Source organism: Pseudomonas cichorii (genome assembly GCF_018343775.1).
GTDB lineage: Bacteria > Pseudomonadota > Gammaproteobacteria > Pseudomonadales > Pseudomonadaceae > Aquipseudomonas > Aquipseudomonas cichorii.
The window spans coordinates 410,183-433,554 of the sequence record NZ_CP074349.1; the positions used below are offsets into that span (position 1 = coordinate 410,183).

The following is a 23,372-nucleotide window of genomic DNA, read 5'->3' on the forward strand; positions in this document are numbered from 1 at the left end:
AGCCACAAGCTGCAAGCTTGAAGCTACAAGCTTGCAGCCCTGTGAATTGAACAGAATATGATTCTTGCAGCTTGAAGCTTATGGCTTGAGGCTGCCGTGTAGAGGTTCCAGAGTATGGCTGAACGTCTCAGTAACGACTTCCAGTTCATTGATGTCGGGCGTAAAGACCCGAAGAAGAAGCTGCTGCGCCAGCGCAAGAAAGAGTTCGTGGAAATCTACGAACCTTTCAAGCCCCAGCAGTCCGCCGATCAGGCTCACCGTTGTCTGGGCTGCGGCAACCCGTATTGCGAGTGGAAATGCCCGGTACACAACTTCATCCCCAACTGGCTGAAGCTGGTATCCGAAGGCAATATCCTGGCCGCCGCGGAGCTGTCGCATCAGACCAATACCCTGCCGGAAGTCTGCGGCCGCGTGTGTCCCCAGGATCGTCTGTGTGAAGGTGCTTGCACCCTCAATGACGGTTTTGGTGCCGTGACCATCGGTTCGGTCGAGAAGTACATCACCGACACCGCATTCGCCATGGGCTGGCGTCCGGACATGTCTCGCGTTGTGCCGACCGGCAAGCGTGTGGCGATCATTGGCGCAGGTCCTGCGGGCCTGGGTTGTGCCGACGTGCTGGTGCGCGGTGGCGTGACGCCGGTGGTCTTCGACAAGAACCCGGAAATCGGCGGTCTGCTGACCTTCGGCATTCCCGAGTTCAAGCTTGAGAAAAGCGTCCTGAGCAATCGCCGTGAAGTGTTCACCGGCATGGGTATCGAGTTCCGCCTCAATACCGAAGTCGGCAAGGACGTCACCGTCGATCAACTGCTTGAAGAGTTCGATGCCGTATTCATGGGCATGGGCACCTACACCTACATGAAAGGTGGCTTTGCCGGTGAAGAACTGCCGGGCGTGCACGATGCCCTCGACTTCCTGATCGCCAACGTCAACCGCAATCTGGGCTTCGAGAAGTCGCCGGAAGATTTCGTCGACATGAAAGGCAAGAAAGTTGTGGTGCTGGGCGGTGGTGACACCGCGATGGACTGCAACCGTACGTCGATCCGCCAGGGTGCCAAATCGGTGACCTGCGCCTATCGTCGCGACGAAGAAAACATGCCGGGTTCGCGCAAGGAAGTGAAGAACGCCAAGGAAGAGGGCGTGAAGTTCCTCTACAACCGTCAGCCAATCGCTATCGTTGGCGAAGGCAAGGTTGAAGGTGTGAAAGTGGTCGAGACTCGCCTTGGCGAGCCTGACGCCCGCGGTCGCCGCAGCCCTGAGCCGATTCCGGGTTCCGAAGAAATCATCCCGGCTGACGCCGTGGTCATCGCCTTCGGCTTCCGCCCAAGCCCGGCGCCATGGTTCGAGCAGTTCGGCATCAACACCGACAGCCAGGGCCGTGTTATTGCCCCGGAACAGGCGAAATTCAAGCACCAGACCAGCAACCCGAAAATCTTCGCGGGTGGTGACATGGTGCGCGGCTCCGACCTCGTGGTCACTGCAATCTTTGAAGGCCGCAACGCGGCTGAAGGGATTCTGGATTACCTGGGCGTCTGATGGTGCCCCGCAGGAGCGAATTCATTCGCGAATTCGCTCCTGCGCGCTGCGACAAATCGCCCCGATAGAGAAAAGAAAAGGCTCTTGCCGTGCCTTTTATGTCCGCGTCTGAGAAAATGCCCGCACTTTTTTTGCGGATGCCGACATGACTGCCCTGAAGAACGACCGTTTCCTTCGTGCCCTGCTCAAGCAACCCGTAGACGTCACGCCTGTCTGGATGATGCGTCAGGCCGGTCGCTACTTGCCTGAATACCGCGCCAGCCGTGCCAAGGCGGGCGATTTCATGAGTCTGTGCAAGAACGCCGAGTTCGCTTGCGAGGTCACGTTGCAGCCGCTGGATCGCTATCCGCTGGATGCCGCGATCCTGTTCTCCGATATTCTGACCATCCCCGATGCCATGGGCCTGGGCCTGTACTTCGAGACCGGTGAAGGTCCGCGCTTCAAGAAAACCGTCAGCACCCTGGCCGACATCGAAGCCCTGCCGATTCCCGATGCGCAGCAGGACCTGGGCTATGTAATGAATGCGGTCAGCACCATCCGTCGCGAGCTCAATGGCCGTGTTCCGCTGATCGGTTTCTCCGGCAGCCCATGGACGCTGGCCACGTATATGGTCGAAGGCGGCTCTTCGAAAGATTTCCGCAAGTCCAAGGCCATGCTCTACGAAAACCCGCAAGCCATGCACCTGCTGCTCGACAAGCTGGCGCAGTCGGTGACCTCGTACCTCAATGGTCAGATCCTGGCGGGCGCCCAGGCTGTGCAGATCTTCGATAGCTGGGGTGGCAGCCTGTCCGCTGCGGCGTATCAGGAATTCTCGCTGGCCTACATGCGCAAGATCGTCAGCGGCCTGATCCGCGAGCACGATGGCCGCAAGGTGCCGGTCATCCTGTTCACCAAGGGTGGCGGCCTGTGGCTGGAAAGCATTGCCGGTGCCGGTGCCGATGCACTGGGCCTGGACTGGACCTGCGACCTCGGCGAAGCCCGTCAGCGCGTCGGCCACAAGGTTGCGCTGCAAGGCAACATGGACCCGACGGTCCTCTATGCACGCCCTGAAGCCATCCGTCAGGAAGTGGCACGCATCCTGGCCAGCTACGGCAGCGGCACTGGTCACGTCTTCAACCTCGGCCACGGCATCACCCCTGAAGTCGACCCGGCCAATGCCGGTGCCTTTATTGAAGCCGTGCATGAGCTTTCGGCGCAATATCACCAGTAATTTGTACTGCGGTCATGAAAACGCCCGGTTTTTGCCGGGCGTTTTCATGTGCGTCAGGGGGTGAGGAGTTGTTCGGCGTATCGGGCAATAACGTGGCAAAAGCGTGTTTGTTGTCCGCGGGCGCGTTGGGCGATTATTTGTAGTTCTTCCTTGCTTGCCGTCAGCAAGAAATCGTCATTGAAGATGCCGAGCATTGTTTCTTCCCGGCGATTATTCAATCGAAGGGTATCAAGCGCGAGAATTTCGATCATTTTTGAGGCGGCATCATCATCTGCGTCTGTCGGTTTTATCTCGCCATTCAGCGTATATTGAAAGCGGCTTTCGCAGTTTTCATCCTGTGGAGAGATATGCCGAGTTTCATCAAAGAGATTGCCTTTCTTATGACCGCAGTGCAGCAGGTAATCAGGTTCTCTTTGTTGTAGCTCACCCACGTCGCGCAAGCAGGAGGCATGCAAGTTGTTATAGTCAAGCTCCAAAGGCGTGTAGTCTGATTTCGGGCGAAAGTGCTCTATGTGGCTGGTTTGTTCGGATATCTCATCCCCGCAATAACAGCACAGATAGGCTTGCTCTCTTAGCAGGCTTTCATGAACCTCTTTTTTCTTTTGGGGCGCAGAGCGCGTCAGTGATTTATAGGTAGGCTTGCGGTTTTCTCTTTCTGCTTTGGCTTTCCAGTTTGTAAAAGACAGCGGCTCAATTCCCTGAGTACTTTCCTCATCTGCCAATTATCTCTTTGCGAGTTATCAGCGCTTGGGCTCTTGCATACTCAGGAAGGTCTGGAGTCAGCGCTTTGAGCTTTTCCAGTTGCTGCTTGGCCTGTTCGAGATTGTTATCTTCCAGTGTCGAAAATAGCTGGTTCAGTAATTTTTCGATCTCTGGATCGCGCTGCGTAACGCCCATGACCTCTTCAAGCACGCTGCTGGAGTCCATTCCGTAGGTCGTTCTCGGGTTAGAGGCTTTACCGTTATGTAACAGAATGACTTCTTCGGGTTTCAGGCTGCCGATGATCTGTGGTGAATGGCTTGTGGCAATGAATTGCACTTTCGGGAATGCTTTTTTGAGCGTAGGGGCAATATTGCGTTGCCAGGCTGGGTGAAGATGTATGTCCAATTCATCGATAATCACGATGCCATTGGTACTCTCCAGAACATCTTTCCCCATCTGTGGATTGAGGATGCACATCCGACGCGCAATATCGGCTATCAGAGCAATCAAACTGCGCTGCCCATCACTGAGGTCGTGGAACGGGACAGTCTTGCCTGGCCCCATATCTACCACCAGACTTTGAAGTCTCAAGTCATATCTGAGGTCAAGCGCATCAGGGATTGCGAGCTGTATCGCTTGATTCACCCACTTGAGTTCATCCTCGGGTTCGCTGTCGGACTTCGAGTCCAGCTTGTCCTGAAGACGCTCAAGAGTCCTGGCGATTAACCAGCTTTCAAAGTCGCGCAAGTCGGCTACGGCATCAAACCAGTTCAGGTAGCCATCGAAACGAGATAATTTCTGTTGTGCCGAAAATTCTGCCGATACGTTAGCGCTTTTCCACCGGCGATTGGCGCGATAAAAAGCCAGCACCGGTAGATCGATACGCTCACCTGCATTCCACTTGGCATGTACTTCTTCCATATGCGTCAGGAATGATGGGTCGACGGCTGCTTCCCAGATATCAGCCAGCTGTATCGTTCCCCAGTCCGGAAGGCCAAAAATGTCACCCTCGGCTTTTATGAAAACAGGAAGTTTGCGTTCAAACCGGCTTCGCCCTTCGTACTTATCAACAACGAAGCGCACATCTTCGACGGGTAAATTCTTTTCGTCGCATTTCATAGCATTGCCAAACGGCACAAGAGACACTGCCACCCCCTGCAACAACGACGTCTTCCCACTCCCATTGACCCCAACCACCAGGTTAAACCCCGGCTGGAAATCAAAACGGGCATCTTCGTAACAACGAAAATTCTGTAGGTGGAGATGGTCGAGGCGCATGCTGGTTTCCTTTACCAAGTCTGGCAGATGCGCCAGTGTACCTTGGCTTGCCGTGTCTGCCAGCGTTCAGTCTATGTCTAGACCTTTGCCGCCAGCGGCTGCAACCTCGCCAGCCGCAACGCCACGCCCAGTGCGATCAGCAGTAGCGCGCCAATAAACAGGCCGATGCCGTTCCAGCCTGCGTAATGCCAGAACACGCCGCCGCCCGTTCCGGCCACGCTTGAGCCGGCGTAATAGCAGAACAGGTACAGCGAAGTGGCCTGGCCTCTGGCTTTTACGGCTCTGCGGCCCACCCAACTGCTGGCGAGCGAATGAGCACCGAAGAAGCCGAAGGTGAAGATCAAGACGCCGACAATGATGACCGCCAGCGGGCTGAACAGGGTCAGGGCCAGGCCGATCAGCATCATGACGATGACTGCCCACAACACTTTGCGCCGTCCCAGCCTGTCGCCCAGTGCGCCGATCTGCGCGGAGCTGTAGATGCCCGACAGGTAAACGATCGAAAACACACCCACCACCGCCTGGCTCAGGTTGTAGGGCTCGGTCAGCAGGCGATAGCCGATGTAGTTGAAGAGGGTGACGAACGCACCCATCAGCAGAAAGGCGAGCAGAAACAGCAGCGGCAGCCCGGCATCGCGAAATTGCAGGACGAAGCCGTCCAGCAGGCTGCGCGGATGCAGCGAACGGGGCTGGAAGTTGCGGGACTCGGGCAGGATTCTCCAGAACACAGCGGCTGCAATCAGTGCCATGCCGCCGACCACCAACATCGCGGTATGCCAGCTTACGTAATCGATCATCACCCCGGTAATCAGCCGTCCGCTCATGCCGCCGACCGCGCTGCCGCCGATATAAAGCCCCATGGCCAGGCCAAGGTGCATCGGGTGGATTTCCTCGCTCAGGTAGGTCATGGCCACCGCCGCCAGCCCGCTGAGCGACAGGCCGACCAGTGCACGGGTAATGAGCACGCCTTCCCAACTGGGCATCAACGCGCTGGCAATGGTGGAGATGGCTGCACAGAACAGCGCGAGCACCATCACCGGCTTGCGCCCCAACCGGTCGGAAATCGGCCCGGTGATCAACAGGCCAATGGCGAGCATCGCCGTCGCAACCGACAGGATCAGGCTGCTTTGTGCTGCATTGATCGAGAACTCCTGAGACAGCAGCGGCATCATCGGTTGCACGCAATACAACAGGGCGAAGGTTGCGAATCCACCCGCGAACAGTGCCAGTACCGTTCTGGTGAACGCCGGTGTGTTCTTTTCGATATAGCTGTCGCCTGCGGCAGCTGTGGGCTGTTGTTCAGTGGAGAGCGGGGCAACGGCAGGGTTCACGATGGACCTCGGGGTGCGGCAGGCTTGTAATGAAAAAAGCATATAGCGCTGAAATCATTCAATCCAATATATTGTTCGACCTGTTTGATATGTAAAACGACTTGATTGGAGGCCGCATGGAATTGCGCCATTTGCGTTACTTCATCGCGGTTGCCGAAGAGCTGCATTTCGGACGTGCTGCTCAAGTGCTGGGTATTTCCCAGCCACCGCTGAGCCAGCAGATTCAGGCGCTGGAGCAGGAGCTTGGCGCGCGTCTGTTCGACCGCACCAACCGACGGGTGCAACTGAGTGAGGCCGGGCGGCTGTTTCTCGAAGAGGCTCGCGGCGTACTGGCCCAGGTCGACAAGGCCGCCGATGTGGCGCGTCGGGCACAACTGGGTGAGCTTGGGGAGTTGAAAGTCGGATTCACGGCTTCGGCACCTTTTACGTCCAGCATCCCGCAGGCGATCTTTGCTTTTCGCCAGACCTACCCGGCTGTGCACCTGGCCTTGAAGGAAATGACCAGCAAGGATGTGTCCGAGCAACTGGAGGACAAGTCGATACAGGTCGGCATCATGCGGCCGCTTGCCTTGCCGGATTCATTGGTGTCTTTCGAGCTGCTGCGTGAACCGCTGGTAGCGATCATGCGTTCTGATCACCCTTTGGCCGCGGGCAGTGAGCAGGGGCTTTATATGTCGGAGCTGGCGGCCGAGCCGTTCGTGTTTTTCCCTCGTACTTACGGTAGCGGTTTGTACGCGCAGATACTGGAGCTGGCGCGAGAAGCCGGTTTCAGCCCCTTGATTACCCAGGAGGCCGGAGAGGTCATGACCATCATCGGGCTGGTGGCGGCAGGCCTTGGTGTGACGGTTCTGCCCGCGCCCTATCAGCGGATGCGCATCGAAGGCGTGGTCTATCGAACCTTGCTCGACCCCAAGGCAACCACCGCCGTGTGGCTGGTGCAGAGAAAGGACGAACAGTCACCGATGGCCAAGGCGTTCTTTGAGTTGGCGACGGGAGGGAAGGGGATTCGCGAATGAATTCGCTCCATGCTCTGTGGGAGCGAATTCATTTGCGAAAAAGGCTTACTTGACCTGCGCCAGATCCCCGCGCAGATCGACACTGGCTACCAGCGTGCCAGCGCGGCACTGGAATTTTTCGGTGTCCTTGTACAGGTCGCGCCCGACAACACTGGCAATGTTGATCACCGCGTTGGCATTGGCTTTCCTGGCTGCGTTCTGCAGGGTCGCCAAGGCGGATTGCAAGGCCCAGAAGCAGGCTTCCTCATCGGACTTGTTGCTGCCGTTGGTCTTGCGACTGCTGCCCACGGTGTCCAGCTTGCGAACCTGGGCTGGCAAGGTTTCACCGGCCAGGTAGAACTTGACGCTGCCGTCCAGCAAGCCCGCTTCGGTGGCACGCCTCACGCCTTCACGGAAGCTCAGGTAAGTCGGCGCATCGACGCCTTCCTTGATGATGCCCAGACCATTGACGGCCTCGATGTTCGGATCAATCGACAGCTCCTTGAGGATGTTGGCGCGCAGGCGATTGACCCAACGGTTGTAGTTGCCATGGATCTGACCGTCCTTGTAGTCCAGACCGGTGCTGCTGCGGTAGTCGATTTCAAACGAGGTCGGGGTGTATGGAATATCGACCTCGGCGTGATGACGACCACGTACGGTGATGGCGGCCTTGATCATGCCCGGTTTTACCGATTGCACGACCCATTGGCGATCATTGAGCGCCGTGACGATGGCACGGCTCATCTGCTCGTTGCTGAAACCCATCTCGCTGGAGAAGTTTTCCTTCGCGTTGTACACCGGCTTGCTGGTACAGCCTGTAATCAACAAGGCCAAAGCCATCAAGGCGAAGATGCGGTGGATCAGATTCATTCCCTTTACTCCGTAGGTCGATCTATTCAGTGCCAGCGGCGGAAAATCAGCGACGTGTTGACCCCGCCAAATGCAAAGTTGTTGTTCATCACATACTCGTTGCTTATCTGCCGGGGTTCACCCATCAGGTAATCCAGTTCGCCACATTGCGGGTCGACACTGTCGAGATTGAGGGTGTGGATGTAGCGGTCGCGATTGAGCATTTCGATGCTGAACCATGACTCCAGCGCCCCGCACGCGCCGAGCGTGTGACCGAAAAAGCTCTTCTGCGAACTGATCGGGATGCGTGGCCCGAAGAGGCTGCTGGTCGCCAGGGTTTCGGCGATATCGCCCTGTTCGGTGGCGGTGCCATGGCCGTTGACGTAACCGACAGCCTCTGGCGGCAGGTTCGCATCTTCCAGAGCCAGCTCCATGGCGCGACGCATGGTGATCTGCTCCGGGCGTGTGCTGTGGGCGCCATCGGCATTGCTGCCGAACCCGACGATTTCCGCATAGATATGCGCACCCCGTGCCAGCGCATGCTCAAGCTCTTCGAGCACCAGCATGCCGGCACCTTCACCAATCACCAGGCCATCGCGCCCACTGTCGTAAGGCCTTGGGCTGGTGTGTGGCGCGTCGTTTTTCAGGCTGGTGGCGTACAGCGCATCGAAAACCATGGCTTCGGTAGGGCACAGCTCTTCCGCGCCGCCTGCCAGCATCAGCGGCAAGCGTCCGAACTTGATCGCTTCATAGGCGTAGCCGATGCCCTGGCTGCCGCTGGTGCAGGCGCTGGAGGTCGGGATCAGGCGTCCGGTCAGGCCGAAGAAGATGCTGATGTTGGCTGCCGTAGTGTGCGGCATCATCCGTACATAAGAGTTGGCGTTCAGGCCTTCGGCCACGGAGTTGAGCAGCATGTTACCGAACGCTTTTATGTCGTCGGTGCTACCGGTTGAGGAGCCGCATGCAGTGCCCATGCGTCCGTCGCGAATGATCGGGTCATTTAGCAAGCCAGCGTCGATCAGGGCTTTTTCCGATGCGCCCACCGCCATGCGCGATACCCGACCCATGCTGCGCAACTGTTTGCGGGTCCAGTGTTCGGGGACCGCGAAGTCATCGACAGGCCCGGCCAGTCGTGTGTTGAGTTCGGGGAAGCGATCCCACTCGCTCATGCGCCGGATGCCGCTGCGGTTGGCGGTGAAGTTGGCTTCGATGCTGGCCCAGTCGCTGCCCAGTGACGTAATGCCGGACATGCCGGTAACGACAACGCGCTTCATCAGCACAAGCCTCCGTTGACGGCCAGGACCTGGCGAGTGATGTAAGCGGCCTCGGCGGACATCAGGAAGTTCACCGCGCCGGCTACCTCTTCAGGCGTGCCCATGCGCTGGGCCGGGATCATTTTCATCAGTTCGTCCACCGGAACGTTTTCGTCCAGCATCGCCGTATCGATCAGGCCCGGTGCCACGCAGTTGACGGTGATCTTGCGTTTGCCCAGTTCGATGGCCAGGGCTTTGGCTGCACCGATGAGTCCCGCCTTGGACGCGCTGTAATTGACCTGCCCGCGATTGCCGATCAGGCCGGACACCGACGTGATGCACACAATCCGGCCCGCTGCACGACGGCGAATCATCGGCATCATGACCGGGTGCAGCACGTTGTAGAAACCATCGAGGTTGGTGCGCAGTACCTGATCCCAGTCTTCTTCGCTGAGTGCCGGAAAGGCACCATCGCGAGTCAGGCCGGCGTTGAGCACGACGCCGTAATAGGCGCCATGGGTTTCAACATCCTCTTCGAGAATCGCCTTGCAGGAGGCACGGTCGCTCACGTCGAATTGCAGCACGCGGGCCTGGCGTCCCAGCGCGATGATTTCGGCCTGAACGGCTTCTGCTTCACTGCGACCGCTACGGCAATGCAGGACCAGGTCATATCCGGCCTGGGCCAGACGCAGCGCAATGGCGCGGCCAATGCCACGGCTGGAGCCGGTGACCAGTATCGATTCAGTCATGCCATGGCTCCTTCGGTCAGGTATTGGGCGGCGTTGGGTGGGCAATAGACACTGAGGCGGGCAAAGGCCTGGATGTCCGGGCCGGTCAGGTTGCATTCAAAGACACCCATGCCGCTGTCGTCCTGCAATGAGCGTGTGGCCTGGATCGTCAGCTCGCTGCCAGCCGGGAAATGCCCGACGTTGCATTCGAACTTCCGGCTGCCGAGCAGGAAACCCAGCTGGATCGGCTCGCCCTTGAGACGGGCCTGGCAACCGGCATAGGCCGCTACGCTCTGGGCCATCAGTTCTACGCCGATCCAGGCGGGCAGGCTGCCGTCCGGCTGGCTGAACAAACCATCGGGGCGCACGGTGACCTTGGTCTGGATCTGTTCTTCGTCAAAGCTCAGGACCTGATCGATAAGGATCATGTCGGCAGCATGGGGTATCAACTCGGCGAGCGGCCAATCGATCATGGTGCATCTCCGATAATCAGGCTGATGTTGTTGCCGCCGAAAGCAAAGGAATTGCTCATCAGGTAGCGGGAGTCAGTAGGCGCCAGTTGCGCGCCGGGCAGTGTCCATTGCAGGACTGGCAGCAATGGATCGGCCTGGCCGTCCCATAGATGAGGGGGCAAGGCCCGTTCGCTGTTCTGCGGTGCAAGGCTCAGCCAGCAGAAAGCGACTTCCAGGGCACCGGCGGCACCGAGGGTATGACCGCTGAGAGGCTTGGTCGAAGAGCACGAAACACCGTCGGGAAATACCGCCTGCACGGCGAGGCTTTCCATGGCGTCATTGTGCTGGGTCGCGGTGCCGTGCAGGTTCAGGTAACCGATTTGCCCGGCAGCGAGCCGGGCATTGTCCAGTGCCTGTTGCATGGCTTGCCGGGCACCACGACCGCCGGGTTCGGGCGCGGAAATATGATGTGCGTCGCAACTGGCGCCAGCGCCCAGCAGGGCGATCGAGTGTGTGCCGCTGGCTTCACGGGTCATGAGGAACAGGACTGCCGCCTCGCCGATATTGATGCCGTCGCGGTTGACTGAGAATGGATTGCAGCGCTGTTGCGACATGGCTTCCAGCGCCGAAAAACCGTTCAGTGTCAGTTTGCAGAGGCTGTCCACGCCGCCACACAGAACGGCATCGCACAGACCCATGTCCAGCGCCCGTCGTGCGCTGAGCAAGGCGCGTGCACTGGAGGTGCAGGCGGTGGAAATCACATAGGCCGGGCCGCGCAGTTCCAGCCAGGACGCCAGGAAGGTCGCCGGTGCGCCCAGCTCCTGCTGCTGATAGTCATAATGCTCGGGGAAGCTCTGGTCTCGCAGCCAGGTCGCCATGCTGTTGCTGGCTTCGTCGATACCCGAGGTGCTGGTGCCCAGAATGACTCCGATACGCTCGACGCCATAACGCGCGATGGCCTGACGGATATCACTTTCGATCTGCAGGGCGGCGGTCAGCAGCAACTGGTTATTGCGGCTGCCCTGTGCGCTCAATGACGCCGGGATGGGAGCCAGGGCATCTTTGATTGCGCCGACCGGCAACACCCGGTCGGGCACCCAGCCGTTCTCTGCAACCATCCCCGAACTGTCGGCAGCAAACAGCTTGCGCGACACCTCTTCAGGACCATTGCCCAGGGCACAGATCAGCCCCATGGCATTGAGGTAGGCAGTCATTGTGAAGTCTCGAGATTCAAGGGGGTGATTTCATAACTCAGCCCTTCCTTGAGCTTCAGCGTAAAGACATTGGCAGAACGGTAGTCGACCCGCCAGCGGTCATCGAGGCGGCGCTGCGTATCCTGATTCTGAGCAGCAGGATAACTGATGGGCAGCTTTTCATTCGGTGTCAGGGCAAAAAGCAGGGCTGCAAACAGTTCGCGAGCCTCCGGGTTCGGCGGCAGCAGACCATCGGCCTGCCACTTGCCCTGAATCAGCAACTGGCGCGCTTGGGGAATGCCCAGCGGGTCCATCAAGGACCAGCGCAACCCGGCATTCTCACCCTGGATGATCAACAGCCAGTCCTGACGCTGATCGGCCTGCTCACGCTGGATATGCAGCTGCATCGGCAACTGCAACGACGGCATGGCCGCAGGCAGCGGTGCCTGGCTGGCACAGCCGCCCAGCAACAGAAGCACTAGAAACCATGCGCGGATCATGAGGACTCGCCGGTCAGAGGCTTGCGGGCCACGACATTGACCAGGGTTTCTTCGCGTTGCCCGAACGGCTTGGGCTTGAGCAGTTTCAGGCGCTCCAGCAAGCCGAAGTCTTTTGCACGGCTCCACCACAGATACGGGTACGAGACATTATCGGCTTCAAACTCGAAGCCCTGGCCGCGAATCATCTCCAGATACTGCGCTGCGCTTTTCTGCACATGCATGGGGTGGCGAAACAACCAGCGAATCACCCAGGTATCGATATAGGCCTCGGTGGATTCGGCGAACAGCAGATAGCCGCCCGGTTTGAGCACGCGATAGAACTCGGCAATGGCTTTTTCCTGCTCGACCAGATGGTGAAAGGTCTGGTGACAGAACAGCATGTCGACGCTGGCATCCGGCAATTGCAGGGCGGCGCAATCACTGCCGATCAGCTCGATATCGATACCCTGGCGGCGAGCTTCTTCACGGCTCATCTTCAGACTGTGCGGGTCGGCGTCCACACCCAGCAGGCGTGAAGGTGCGAAGACCTGGCGCAGGTACTGGAATGACTTGCCTTGCCCACACCCGGCATCCAGCAGCACCGGTGCTTCAGGTGGCTGGCCGTTGAACAGCGTGCGCAGATCATTGATCGCAACCCGCAGCACGTGATGCTGCCAGGTGTGGCTGCGCAGGAACCAGAAACCGAAACGGGTTTCTTCGACATAGCTGTCGCTCAGGAATGGCTGGTTCATGAGGCGTTACTCGCACAGAACTCGGCCAGCATGCGCAACCGGCGTTTGGGCTCGCTGACAAAGGGATTGCGTTCATCCCATGCATAACCGGCCAGGATGGCGCTGATCATACGGCGGATGTCCGGGGTACTGTCGGGATAGAAAATGACGTCCTGAAAGCTGTTGTCATACCAGCCCTCGACATAGGCGCGGAAGGTATCGACACCACGCTTGAGCGGGATGGCAAATTCGGTTTCCCAGTCCACGCTTTCGCCCTGCAACTGTCGGCTCAGCAGGTTGGCGGCCATGCTGGCCGAGCGCATGGCAATGGTCACGCCGGACGAAAACACCGGGTCGAGAAATTCCGCCGCGTTGCCCAGCAGTGCGAAGCCGGGGCCATGCAGGGTTTTGACGTTGGCTGAATAACCACCAATGGTCCGTGCCGGTGTATCCCAGACGGCATTTTTCAGCACCTTCTTGAGCTGTGGCGTTTCATCGACGAATGCTTGCAGGCAGTCGTCCAGGTCCTGCGGCTTATCTTTGAAGCGCTCAGCCGACGCAACCACGCCCAAGGAGCAGCGACCATTGCTGAACGGAATCGACCAGAACCAGACGTCCCGATGTTCGGGATGAATGCTGATCAGGATCTTTTCACGGTCGAAGGGCGGGCTTTCGATATGGTCTTCGATGTGAGTGAACACGGCCTGGCGCACCGGGAAGCCGGACGGCGCTTCAAGGTCCAGCAAGCGCGGCAGGACGCGGCCATAACCGCTGGCATCGAGCACGAACAGGGTTTGCACGCTGTACTCGCTGCCGTCTTCACGACGAACGCTCAGGATGGGTTGCGGGGCGCTGAAGTCGGCGTTGATGATTTCCTGCTGATAGCGGATTTCAACACCTTGCAGCGCTGCCTGATCGGCCAGCAGCTTGTCGAACTCACTGCGCTGGACCTGAAAGGTCGTGGGTTTGCCGTTGCTGAACGTGTCACCGAAATCGAAATCGCTGTACTGATCACCGACAGCAAAGGCTGCACCGTTTTTCTTCTGGAATCCGGCCGCCTCAACTGCTTCGAGCATGCCGGCTTCTTCGACGAAGTCCAGGCAATGGGAGAGCAGGCTTTCGCCAATCGAGAAGCGTGGAAACAGCTGGCGTTCGATGATCAGAACATCGTGGCCCTTGCGTTTGAGCAGCGCGGCAGCAATCGCCCCGGCAGGGCCTGCACCAATGACGACAACCTGCCGATTTTCCATGTCAGTGAGGGGCACAAGAGTTCCTTATCGGTTGGTCGGTGGTCAGGGAGGACGGCAACGGTTTGCGACCCATGCCGGTCAGGGCAGGCATGAGCGTCGCCAGCAGGCTCATCAGCATCAGCGCGAAATACAGCGCCGGACTGATGAGTTGCTGTTGCAGCAGAAGATTGAGAAAGACGATTTCGCTCAGCCCGCGGATATTCAGCAGCACGCTTTCGCGCCAGCGGCTTGCGCCTGCAAAAGAGGGTGGAGCCCAGCGCAGACCGATCCAGTTTCCCAGCATCTTGCTGACGATGGGAATGATGATCAGCGCGGCCAGTTGCAGCCCGCTCAGGGTGCTCATGGCACTGTGGATGTCGATTTGCACAATGCCGAAGGTCAGCAGCAACGGTATCGCCAGCTGGTTCTGCAAGCGTTTGAACAGGGCAGCAGGCAGCGGCAGCCTCCAGGTTTGCCCAAGGCGCGACATGTACAGCAGATAGCCAATGCCGAAGATCAGCGCGTTAAGTTTGTAGTGCTCGGCTACCACCAGCATTGCAAAGAACGTCAGGCTGTAGAGCAACGGCTGGCGCAGGCCCAGCAGGCGAAACAGCAAGGGAATGCAGGCTCCCAGCAACGGCAGTAACAGGCTGGCGGGTTTCAGGCTGCCCTGGCCCAGGGCGAACAGGCTCCAGCAGGCCAGATCGATAAGGATCGCGGTTTGTACCAGACGGCGTGTCGCCTGGGGCGGGTAGCCGATGTGTTGCAGGTAGAGATAAAGCACCGGGATCGCGGTGATGGCGAACACCAGTCCAATGGCCAGCGAGCCGAGCCAGGATTGATCCGCAAGCAGCCATAGCGCACAGGCCAGCCCTGCCACAAAGGGCACCAGAAAGCTGGGGATCGCGACTTTCAGGCTCTGGCGGTCCAGTCTGGCGTCGATGACATCGCTGAGGATATGCCCCAGGACTATCGCGAAGGCCAGGCTGTACAAGGTCTTGAGCCAGGCCGGCGACACCAGTTGTGCGCCGCTCAGTTGCCAGTGCGGCTCGATCCAGAACAGCATCAGCAGTGGCAAGCCAAAGGTCGCCAGCAGCAACTGGCTGACGATGGGAATCAGGCCCAGTCGCTGACCCGCCCAGGTTGCCAGGGCAAAGGCCAATAGCGCCATCAGCCAGAATAGAAGGATCATCACGAACGATGCTCCTTCTTCGGACTTGCCCAGGGAGCAAGGATGAAACTGAAAGCCAGCCCAAGGCTGACGGACAGCCCGAAATTGCTGATGGCCGGGGTACTGGAGATCGCCAGCAGACCAAATGAAAGCCATGTGGTGATGGCGGCCAGCAAGGTGCCCAGCAGGCTGACGGCAGCGCCGCCGATCTGCTCGCGCATGAGAATGGCGTAATCGACACTGATCGCCGTCACCAGCAGCAGGCCGAACAGGCTGAACAGGGTCAGCGGCTGGCCGAGCCAGCCCAGGCTTGCCAGACTGCACAGGGCTGCCAGCAAGGGCAGGGCAACAATTCGCAAGGCTCCGCCCAGGCCGAACGGCAGGAACAACAACAGGACGATCAGTACGCAGGAAAGCAGTTTCAGTTCGGCGGCGCTGATCTGGGTGGCGGCGAATACGCTGTTGAGTTCGCCCAGGCGATCCACCAGTTGTACACCTTCCAGCCCTTGCGCCTGAGTCTTCAGCAGAGCGGGATCGTTCAGGCCTCGCAAACTTACGATGCCGGCCACGCCGTTATCGTCATGGCCGAGCCAGAGCGTGCGCCAGGGTTCGCTGAGAGGTCCGGTGAGGGCGAGGTCGATACTTTGTGAGGGCAGCGCTTGCAGTCGGGCCAGCTCGGCCTGCAATGCGCTGGCCGATACGCCCAGTTGGACCAGAGGCTGCCAAAGCGGCTCCAGGCGGGAGAGTGCAGTGCGTGTGGCTTGCTGGTCGGCGGGTGATGCGACCAGTTGATTGAGCGCCATGTAGCCTTGCAGCTTGCCGACATTGACCAGTTGTTCCAGTCGTTGGGTGAGTGCCGACTGGCGCTCCAGCAATTGCTGCTCATCCTTGCCACGAACCAGAAAGAACTGGCTGGTGGGCTGGTAGCCGGTGATGCGGGCGATGGCTTGGGCTTCGTCTGTCAGTGCCTGAGGCGCCGAAACCCATTGGCGGATATCGTTCCGAGTGGTCAGTTGCCACAAGCCTGTTGCACAGAACGCCAACAGCACTGCCAACAGTACGGGAGTACTGATGCGTTGCAGCAAGGCTTCGCGGCAATCGAGCAGGTGTTGTGCCAGAGCCAGAGGCCATTGCGCGGGATGGATTTCGACCTTGGCGAGCAACGCAGGCAGCAGGCAAACCGCAGTCAGATAGGCTCCGATCAGACCGGCAGCCGAGAACACGGCGATTTGCGTCAAGGCTGGAAATGGCGTCCAGGCCAGGGCCAGATAGCCAATACAGCTGGTGATCAGGCTCAGGCTCAGGCCGGGTAATGTGAGTCGCAAGGCAGGCCAGCTCCGCCAGGGTTTCAGGCTCCAGCTTTTGGACAGATAGTGCAGCGGGTAGTCCACAGCCACGCCGATCAGGCTGGAGCCGAGCACCAGCGTCATGACATGCATGCTGCCAAAAAACGCCACGCAGGCTACGGCGCCGAACAGCATGCCCACCAGTACCGGCACGAAGGCCAAAAGCACTTTCCAGCGCCGGAAAGCCAGCAACAGCAGCAACAGAATGCCCACCGTCGCACCGCCACCCACCCAGGTGATTTCCCGGCTGGCCTGTTTCTGACCATTGGCGGCATACAGCAGGCCGCTGGCTGCCAGTAACTGGCCGTCGACCTGTCTGGCCTGTTCGCGAGCAGCGTCCAGCAGGTTCGCGACCTGGGTGGGCAGGTGCATATCGAATGCATCGCTGCGAGTGCGTGAGCGCAGCAATACCCAGCTTTTGTCATCGGCCACGGCAATCAATGCGCCGCTGGCCAGATCTGGCTGGACCGAGCCCTGTTTCGGCAGCCCGTTCTGAATCCGCCCGGTCAGGCCCAGCCAGTCGTCCTGACTCGCCACCAGACTGAACCCGGCAAATGGATCGAACAGGCTTTGTACGCGCTGATCGATGAAGGCCTGTGGATCGTTGATCAGCACGTTGCGGTCTGCGTCTGGCAACATTGCCAGTCGACCTTGCAACAGTTGGTTACGCAAGGCCGGCAGGTCCGCTTGCAGCGACCATTGCACCTTCTCGAACAACCCGCTGGCTTGCCATTGATCGCTCAACTGGCGCGCCAGCTCGATGGCCTGTTGTCGGTCGGCATGTCCGACCAGTACTAGCATTTCCCGGTTGAGCGGTTCCTGCATCCGTTGTTCGGCGCGCAGTACCAAGGCATCGGTGTTGGTGCCGGGGACCAACTCCATGAGGTTGGCCGACAGCGGAGAGCGGTCATGCCACTGCCACCCGGCCAGGGCCAGAACGCCTGCCAGGATCAGCAGGAACAGGCGCGGCAGCAGGCGTTCAGTTGCTGAAGTCATTGCGCTGCACGTCGGTCAAGGCCTGGGAGCTGCTGCTGTCGAGCATTTTCAGAACAGTGCTGTCGCCCTGGGTTTCCAGCAATTCGATACGGTTGACCAGTTCGCCGCCGTCGATATTGATCTGCTTGAAGACCTGTTGCAGCAGCAGCGAGCGCGGGATGAGTGTGAGGTGCCATGCCTGTGCATCGCCTTTCAATTGCAGCTCGAAGTCCCGTTGCAGGCCGCTGCTGTCGCCTTGCAATACGGCGAGAAAAAGACGGTTCTGTTCGGCCCCCGCGCTTTTGCCCGGCAGGAGTTTCCAGAGGCCGCTGCCCGGTGTTTCGCGGCGTGCGATACCGGCAGGCGTGATGCGGTAATCCTGTTTCAGTGGCGTATCCAGCAGCCAGAGCAAGCCGAACTCTCTGGACAGGACGAAGCGGCCTTTGCTGAGCAAAGGTTGCGGCAGGGCGCGCAGGTGTTTTTCCTGAACGAAGTTGCCCTGTACCACGACAGGTTTGGCCAACTGATCGCTCAGTTGCTGTAGATCGAACGCCAGAGCCAGTGACGGCAGGCACATCAGACCGAGCAGGCACAAAGCCCGCAGAGCACGATTCATGGCAGGGCCTTTTGAATGGCGTCGATAAAGACCTGAGGTGAAGCCAGTTGCATCTCGCGGCTTTCCACATGCACGGCGACTTGCACGGTACTGGCGCGGGTCATGCGCTCCCCGGTACTGGCGTCGGTAATCAGGTAGTTGATCTTCAGGCGGTTCTCCCACTCCACCAGACTGGCGCGCACGATCAGTTTCTGGCCGAACACGGCACCACGCATGTAGCGCAGTTGCAGGTCGATCACGGGCCAGCCATAGCCGGACTCCAGCATGTGGGTGTAGTTGTGGCCGATATGGTCCAGCAACGCACAGCGAGCGACTTCCAGGTATTTGACGTAATGGCCGTGCCAGACGATGTTCATCATGTCGACATCGAAAAACGGCACCAACACTTCAGTGTCGACGTGAATGAATCCCTTACTGCGCATGCAACCTCCAGTGGCGGTTGGCGATGCGATTCAGGCACAGGCGCAGTTCGGCTTCCAGTGCGCGATCCTCTATGACTGGCGGGAAGTCCTGAGCCAGTTGCTCGTGCATGGCGGCCAGTGCCGGTGGCAATGGACGTGCGTCATCTGCCTGGCTGCGCAGCCAGACGCCCTGATTGGCGGCGATCAGTGTGGCGGCGGCGACCTGCTCGGTCAGTTCCAGTACCCGAATGGCATCCCTGGCAGCAATCGTGCCCATGCTGACCTTGTCCTGGTTATGGCATTCGGTCGAGCGCGAGAACACGCTGGCGGGCATGGTGTTTTTCAGGGCTTCGGCGGTCCAGGCGCTGGCACCGATCTGTACGGCCTTGAAGCCATGATTGAGCATGGCCCGTTCACTGCTGGCGCCGGACAGGTTGCTCGGCAGGCCGTGGTTGTAGCGAGTGTCCACCAACAAGGCCAGTTGCCGGTCCAGCAGGTCGGCGACGTTGGCAACCAGGGTTTTCAGGCTGTCCATGGCAAAGGCGATATGCCCGCCGTAGAAGTGCCCGCCATGCAGAACACGCTCGGCTTCTGCATCGATGATCGGATTGTCGTTGGCACTGTTGAGCTCGGTTTCGATGAACGAGCGCAACCAGTTCAGGCTGTCGGCCAGCACGCCCAGCACATGGGGCGCGCAACGCAGCGAGTAGCGATCCTGCAGGCGATGCAGCGGCGCGGTGGGCGCATCGATGGCCAGATCCTGACGCAGCCAGGCGGCGACTTGTGTCTGGCCCGGATGAGGTTTGGCGGCGAACAGGCGCTCGTCGAAATGCTCCGGGTTGCCTTGCAGCGCCACGACATTCAGGGCCGTGATACGGGTTGCCAGTTGCAGCAGGTAGTCGGCGCGGGCGAAAGCCAGGCAAGCCAGACCGGTCATGACGGCTGTACCGTTCATGAGTGCCAGTGCTTCCTTGGGTCTGAGTCTGAGGGGTTGCCAACCCAGTTCGCGATGCACATCGCTGGCCTGACGTCGCTCGCCACGGAACATCACTTCACGTTCGCCGGACAAGGTGGCTGCCACATAGGACAGGGGCGTCAGGTCACCGCTGGCCCCCACCGAACCTTCTTCCGGGATCAGCGGCAATACGTCGTGTTCGATGAAGGCTTGCAGGCGCTCCAGCAACTCGACACGCACGCCGGAAACCCCATGGCACAGCGACTGCAAGCGTGCTGCCAGTACGGCGCGGGTGGCTTGTGCATCCAGAAGCCTGCCCAGGCCACAGCCATGGAAGGTGTACAAATGACGGGGCAGGGCTTCGACATGTTGCAACGGCACGGCGACCACGCAGGAGTCACCGTAGCCGGTGGTGACGCCGTAAATCACACCTTCCTTGTCCAGCAGGGAATCAAGGAACTGCGCGCCTTTGGCGATGCGCTCCCGAAAGGCGCTGTCGTTTTGCAGGGCCGTAGGAACCTGGCGATTGGCCAAGGCCAGAACGTCCTCGATACGCAGTGCGCGTTCGCCAAACATGACCGTGTCAGGAGCTTGATTCGTCATCGGACTTCCAGAAAGGGTAGAAATTGAACCACTGTTGCGGAGCCTCCAGGCAATAGTGCCCAAGACGTTCGGCATAGCGGCTGGCCCAATGGGCAATCACTTCGGCGCGGTCGCTGCGGCGCCAGTGAATGGCATCGGTAAAGGGGTCGAGAATCACTCGGTAACCCTTCGGGCCCTTGAGGCAGAAAAACAGATTGACCGGGCATTTGAGCAGCCCGGCCAGTAACCATGGTCCCTGGGGGAAGCTTGCCGGTTGGCCGAGGAAGTCAGCCTGCACGTTGCGCCCGCCGTGCAGGGTGACGCGATCTCCGGCAATGGCCAGCCACTCGCCTTCATCCAGGCGCTGGCTCAGTTGCAGCATGATTGCCGGGTCCAGCTCACTGACCTGGATCAGACGCAGGTTGGTGGCGCCGGCCTGCCCCAGCAGACGGTTGAAACGTTCGGCGTGCTTGGTATGCACCAGCACATTCATGGTGACTTTTTCACCCAGCTCGGCCAGCGCCCGGCAGACTTCAAGGTTGCCCAGATGCGCCCCGACCAGCAGTTGCCCACGTTCGCCCCGCAGTTGATCGCGAAGATGTGCAGGGTCGACGATTTCAATCTGTTCGATCCCGAGCTTGCCGTTCCAGACGTCGAGCTTGTCCAGTAAGGCATCGGCAAAGGCCATGAACTGGCCGAAAACCCGCCAATGAGTGGGGCGCAGCTCAGGTTTGCCGCTCCAGTCCGCCAGTCGTTGCTGATATTCCCGGATGCTTCGGCGAGCCTGGCGACCAAACAGGAAGAAGTACAGAACGATGCCGTACAGCACCGGGCTGAGCACACGCCGGCCCAGCACACGCACGCCCCAGGCGGTGAGTTTCATCAACAGAAAGCTGCCGCGCTCTTCGTGGTGAGCCCAGTGCTGTTTTTGCGGGTTGTCACTCATGGCTTCAACCGCCGCCACAGGATCAGTGGCAGACGCAGCAGCATGCCGAAGAACAGCCGGGTATGCATTTGCGAAATCAGTGCGTTGTCATGGAATAGCCGGAAGTGCGACAGCCCGTCCTGGGGGTAGTGAACCCGAGTCGGCAACCAGCGCATCGGCTGCTTGCGCCATGACAGACGCACCAGAATTTCAGGGTCGAAGTCCATGCGTTTGCCGACGTGTACCGAGTCGATCAATTTCAGGACCGGCGGCAATGGATACACCCGGAAACCGCACATCGAGTCGCGAATCTGCAATGACAGGCTATTGATCCAGACCCATACATGGGTCAGGTAGCGGGCATACAGCCGACCTTTCGGAACGCTGGCGTCATACTCGGGATAGCCGCAGATGATCGCCTCCGGGTAGAGGCGCGAGTTGTCCAGAAAGACCGCGACATCGCTCAGGTCATGCTGACCATCTGCATCGACTTGCAGTGCATGGCTGAAACCCAGTCGCGAAGCTTCCCGCAACCCGGCCATGACCGCGCCGCCTTTGCCCTGGTTGACCGGAAGGGTGACCAGAAAGACCTGATCGTTTTCCGCCAGCGATTGCAGCACAGCCGCACAGCTCGGGCTGCTGGCATCATCGACCAGAACGCACGGCAACCCGGCTGCTCGCAGTGCCTTGACGACATCGGGCACGGCCAGTTCATGATCGAACACCGGGATAACGGCGCAGGGGTTATGCATCTTGGCTGGCCTTCAAGAGAATTCTGCCGCTGGAGCAGGGAGCGTTGTCGGTGTTGGTGAAGGCGAAGTACAGCTTGGAGCGTTCACTGTCGAAGCGCAGAGTCAGCTTGATCCGGTCGCCCGGACGCACCAGTTGCTGGAACTTGAGCACTTCCATGCCCGCGAACACCGGCGGCACCTCCAGCAGTTGCCGGGCCAGATGCATTGCCCACTCGACCTGCACCACGCCTGGCAACACCGGGATTTTAGGGAAGTGCCCGCTGAAATACGCCAGGTCCGGCGGAACCAGCAGGTCCAGGTGCAGTTCAGCGTCGACGGTTTGCTGTTCCAGCAGTTCCGGTTTCTTGGGGCGCGGTGCCAGAAGCAGCGCCTGGACTTGCGCCTGCGGCAGCTTGCCTTGGGCGTTGAATGGCAGGTGCCGCAGCATGCGCCAGCGACGCGGCAGGGCAATGGCCTCGCAATGGGGGCTCAGGTGCTGGCGAAGGCTCTGGGTCAAGGCACGTCGACCCTGGTTGCGTAGCGCATGCATTCCGCTCGGGCTCAACACAATCAAGGCACCCAGCGATGCCCGGCTTTCCTGAACGACTCCCAGGCGCGCTTCGTTGATCCACTCATGACTCATGAGGGCTTCTTCCAGAAGCGGCAGGGAAATGCGTTTTTCTTCAAGTTTGACGATGCGGTCCAGGCGCCCCAGCAGCTCGAAACGGCCATCTTCATCGATGCGGGCAGCATCGGCAGTCTGTTCGACATGATCGGCGGGCATGTAGGGCGAACGAATGCACAGCGCGCCATCGCTGTTCTGACTCAGTTGTACGCCATCGAACGCCTGCCAGAGGCTTTCGCCCTGACGCCAGGCGATCCCGCCTGTTTCGGAGCTGCCGAGAATCTCGGTGGGCCATTGCCCCAGGCGTTGCTGCAGGCTCTGAGCGGCATCGGCTGGTAATGCACCGCCGGATGAAAACACCCGGCGTACGGAGCTCAGGCAGGACCAGTCCAGGTTGTCGCCCATGCGCTTGAGCAGTGCCGGGCTGGCGACCCAGGCAAAAGCCGGGTATTCGCGGCTGGCGCGTTGCAGGTCTTCCGGGAAAGGCAGTTGTTTGCGTACGAACGGACGAGCAGCGCACAAAGGCCACAGCACGCGAAACAACAAGCCATAGATATGTTGCGATGCCACGCTACCGATGATGCAGGCCGAACCCAGTTCTTCACCCCAGAGTTGCTCCAGCGCCTGGACTTCATTGGCCAGTTGCCGAAGGCGCTTTTCGATCAGTTTGGGTTCGCCACTTGAGCCCGAAGTACACAGGCTCAGGCGACATTCGTCCAGATCCAGTGTCATGGGTGCAAGGGATGCCGCGTCCTGCAACTGCTGCGGCTTTGTATCGCCAGCCTGATCGGTCAGCCACATGTCCACATGCTTTGCCCAGCGTTGGCGGGTCTGGCCCTGCAGGTCGGCGGGCAGCAATACCTCTACACCTGCGCGCCAGGCACCGAACAGCGCAACGGCCAGTTCGCCTGCGTCCTCAAGGTGTACTGCCAGGCGTTTGATGTTCCGGGCCTGAAGCCCGGCAGCCAGACGCAATGCCTGTTCACAGAATTGTGCGTGGTTCAGGGCGGGCTCTTGCGTCAGCAGCCGATCCTTTGAGGGCTCAAGCAGCAGATTTTCGAGGTTTAACCAGTTCATGCGAT

General features: G+C 59.6%; 22 protein-coding genes. 3 read left to right on the plus strand and 19 right to left on the minus strand.

The window, feature by feature from the left end:
• The first annotated feature begins 114 nt into the window (after positions 1-114).
• Both KGD89_RS01900 and hemE read left to right on the plus strand, forming a co-directional pair.
• Positions 115-1,533, plus strand: coding sequence for an FAD-dependent oxidoreductase (locus tag KGD89_RS01900; RefSeq protein ID WP_025258141.1), 1,419 nt, complete (start codon positions 115-117; stop codon positions 1,531-1,533).
• A 145-nt stretch (positions 1,534-1,678) separates the two neighbouring features.
• Entirely contained in the window at positions 1,679-2,743 is a 1,065-nt protein-coding gene (gene hemE, locus KGD89_RS01905; RefSeq protein ID WP_025258142.1) for a uroporphyrinogen decarboxylase, read from the plus strand.
• 53 nt (positions 2,744-2,796) lie between these two features.
• Here hemE and KGD89_RS01910 read toward each other — a convergent pair whose 3' ends face one another.
• The 3 genes from KGD89_RS01910 to KGD89_RS01920 all read right to left on the minus strand — a co-directional run bounded on the left by KGD89_RS01910 (position 2,797) and on the right by KGD89_RS01920 (position 6,054).
• A complete protein-coding gene (locus tag KGD89_RS01910; protein WP_025258143.1) occupies positions 2,797-3,465 on the minus strand; it encodes a retron system putative HNH endonuclease in 669 nt (222 codons plus the stop codon).
• A complete protein-coding gene (locus KGD89_RS01915) occupies positions 3,455-4,723 on the minus strand; it encodes an AAA family ATPase (protein WP_025258144.1) in 1,269 nt (422 codons plus the stop codon). Before KGD89_RS01915 ends, KGD89_RS01910 begins: the two co-directional genes overlap by 11 nt.
• Positions 4,724-4,800: 77 nt before the next feature.
• Entirely contained in the window at positions 4,801-6,054 is a 1,254-nt protein-coding gene (locus KGD89_RS01920) for an MFS transporter (RefSeq protein ID WP_038400143.1), read from the minus strand.
• Between the two features lie 116 nt (positions 6,055-6,170).
• Between KGD89_RS01920 and KGD89_RS01925 the strand changes: the two genes are divergently transcribed.
• Positions 6,171-7,070, plus strand: a complete 900-nt coding sequence (locus KGD89_RS01925) for a LysR family transcriptional regulator (protein ID WP_025258146.1) — start codon at positions 6,171-6,173, stop codon at positions 7,068-7,070.
• A gap of 45 nt (positions 7,071-7,115) precedes the next feature.
• Here the strand turns inward: KGD89_RS01925 and KGD89_RS01930 are convergent, their stop codons facing one another.
• Genes KGD89_RS01930 through KGD89_RS02005 form a run of 16 tightly spaced genes read right to left on the minus strand, consistent with a single transcriptional unit; the run spans position 7,116 to position 23,367 of the window.
• The gene (locus tag KGD89_RS01930) at positions 7,116-7,919 is read right to left on the minus strand and encodes a hypothetical protein (RefSeq protein ID WP_038399734.1); all 804 of its coding nucleotides are present in this window, start codon (positions 7,917-7,919) and stop codon (positions 7,116-7,118) included.
• A 26-nt stretch (positions 7,920-7,945) separates the two neighbouring features.
• Entirely contained in the window at positions 7,946-9,172 is a 1,227-nt protein-coding gene (locus tag KGD89_RS01935) for a beta-ketoacyl-ACP synthase (protein WP_025258147.1), read from the minus strand.
• A complete protein-coding gene (gene fabG / locus KGD89_RS01940; protein WP_025258148.1) occupies positions 9,172-9,900 on the minus strand; it encodes a 3-oxoacyl-ACP reductase FabG in 729 nt (242 codons plus the stop codon). Before fabG ends, KGD89_RS01935 begins: the two co-directional genes overlap by 1 nt.
• Positions 9,897-10,352: an ApeP family dehydratase gene (locus KGD89_RS01945; RefSeq protein ID WP_025258149.1), complete on the minus strand. Its 456-nt coding sequence runs from the start codon at positions 10,350-10,352 to the stop codon at positions 9,897-9,899. The genes fabG and KGD89_RS01945 overlap by 4 nt, the downstream gene beginning before the upstream one ends.
• Entirely contained in the window at positions 10,349-11,545 is a 1,197-nt protein-coding gene (locus KGD89_RS01950; RefSeq protein ID WP_025258150.1) for a beta-ketoacyl-[acyl-carrier-protein] synthase family protein, read from the minus strand. Before KGD89_RS01950 ends, KGD89_RS01945 begins: the two co-directional genes overlap by 4 nt.
• The gene (locus tag KGD89_RS01955; protein ID WP_025258151.1) at positions 11,542-12,024 is read right to left on the minus strand and encodes a hypothetical protein; all 483 of its coding nucleotides are present in this window, start codon (positions 12,022-12,024) and stop codon (positions 11,542-11,544) included. The genes KGD89_RS01950 and KGD89_RS01955 overlap by 4 nt, the downstream gene beginning before the upstream one ends.
• Positions 12,021-12,755, minus strand: coding sequence for a class I SAM-dependent methyltransferase (locus KGD89_RS01960; RefSeq protein ID WP_025258152.1), 735 nt, complete (start codon positions 12,753-12,755; stop codon positions 12,021-12,023). Before KGD89_RS01960 ends, KGD89_RS01955 begins: the two co-directional genes overlap by 4 nt.
• Complete coding sequence (locus tag KGD89_RS01965; RefSeq protein WP_025258153.1) at positions 12,752-13,999, minus strand: NAD(P)/FAD-dependent oxidoreductase; 1,248 nt, start codon at positions 13,997-13,999, stop codon at positions 12,752-12,754. Before KGD89_RS01965 ends, KGD89_RS01960 begins: the two co-directional genes overlap by 4 nt.
• Positions 13,986-15,158: a cation:proton antiporter gene (locus tag KGD89_RS01970; protein ID WP_025258154.1), complete on the minus strand. Its 1,173-nt coding sequence runs from the start codon at positions 15,156-15,158 to the stop codon at positions 13,986-13,988. The genes KGD89_RS01965 and KGD89_RS01970 overlap by 14 nt, the downstream gene beginning before the upstream one ends.
• Positions 15,155-17,476: an MMPL family transporter gene (locus KGD89_RS01975; protein WP_025258155.1), complete on the minus strand. Its 2,322-nt coding sequence runs from the start codon at positions 17,474-17,476 to the stop codon at positions 15,155-15,157. Before KGD89_RS01975 ends, KGD89_RS01970 begins: the two co-directional genes overlap by 4 nt.
• Positions 17,460-18,071 carry an outer membrane lipoprotein carrier protein LolA gene (locus tag KGD89_RS01980; RefSeq protein ID WP_025258156.1) on the minus strand — a complete coding sequence of 204 codons (612 nt, stop codon included), beginning with the start codon at positions 18,069-18,071 and terminating at the stop codon, positions 17,460-17,462. The genes KGD89_RS01975 and KGD89_RS01980 overlap by 17 nt, the downstream gene beginning before the upstream one ends.
• Positions 18,068-18,493 carry an acyl-CoA thioesterase gene (locus tag KGD89_RS01985; RefSeq protein ID WP_025258157.1) on the minus strand — a complete coding sequence of 142 codons (426 nt, stop codon included), beginning with the start codon at positions 18,491-18,493 and terminating at the stop codon, positions 18,068-18,070. The genes KGD89_RS01980 and KGD89_RS01985 overlap by 4 nt, the downstream gene beginning before the upstream one ends.
• Complete coding sequence (locus tag KGD89_RS01990) at positions 18,483-20,030, minus strand: HAL/PAL/TAL family ammonia-lyase (protein WP_025258158.1); 1,548 nt, start codon at positions 20,028-20,030, stop codon at positions 18,483-18,485. Before KGD89_RS01990 ends, KGD89_RS01985 begins: the two co-directional genes overlap by 11 nt.
• The gene (locus tag KGD89_RS01995; protein WP_025258159.1) at positions 20,011-20,955 is read right to left on the minus strand and encodes an LpxL/LpxP family acyltransferase; all 945 of its coding nucleotides are present in this window, start codon (positions 20,953-20,955) and stop codon (positions 20,011-20,013) included. The genes KGD89_RS01990 and KGD89_RS01995 overlap by 20 nt, the downstream gene beginning before the upstream one ends.
• Positions 20,952-21,686 carry a glycosyltransferase family 2 protein gene (locus KGD89_RS02000; RefSeq protein WP_025258160.1) on the minus strand — a complete coding sequence of 245 codons (735 nt, stop codon included), beginning with the start codon at positions 21,684-21,686 and terminating at the stop codon, positions 20,952-20,954. The genes KGD89_RS01995 and KGD89_RS02000 overlap by 4 nt, the downstream gene beginning before the upstream one ends.
• Positions 21,679-23,367, minus strand: a complete 1,689-nt coding sequence (locus KGD89_RS02005) for an acyl-CoA synthetase family protein (RefSeq protein WP_025258161.1) — start codon at positions 23,365-23,367, stop codon at positions 21,679-21,681. Before KGD89_RS02005 ends, KGD89_RS02000 begins: the two co-directional genes overlap by 8 nt.
• Positions 23,368-23,372 lie beyond the last annotated feature (5 nt).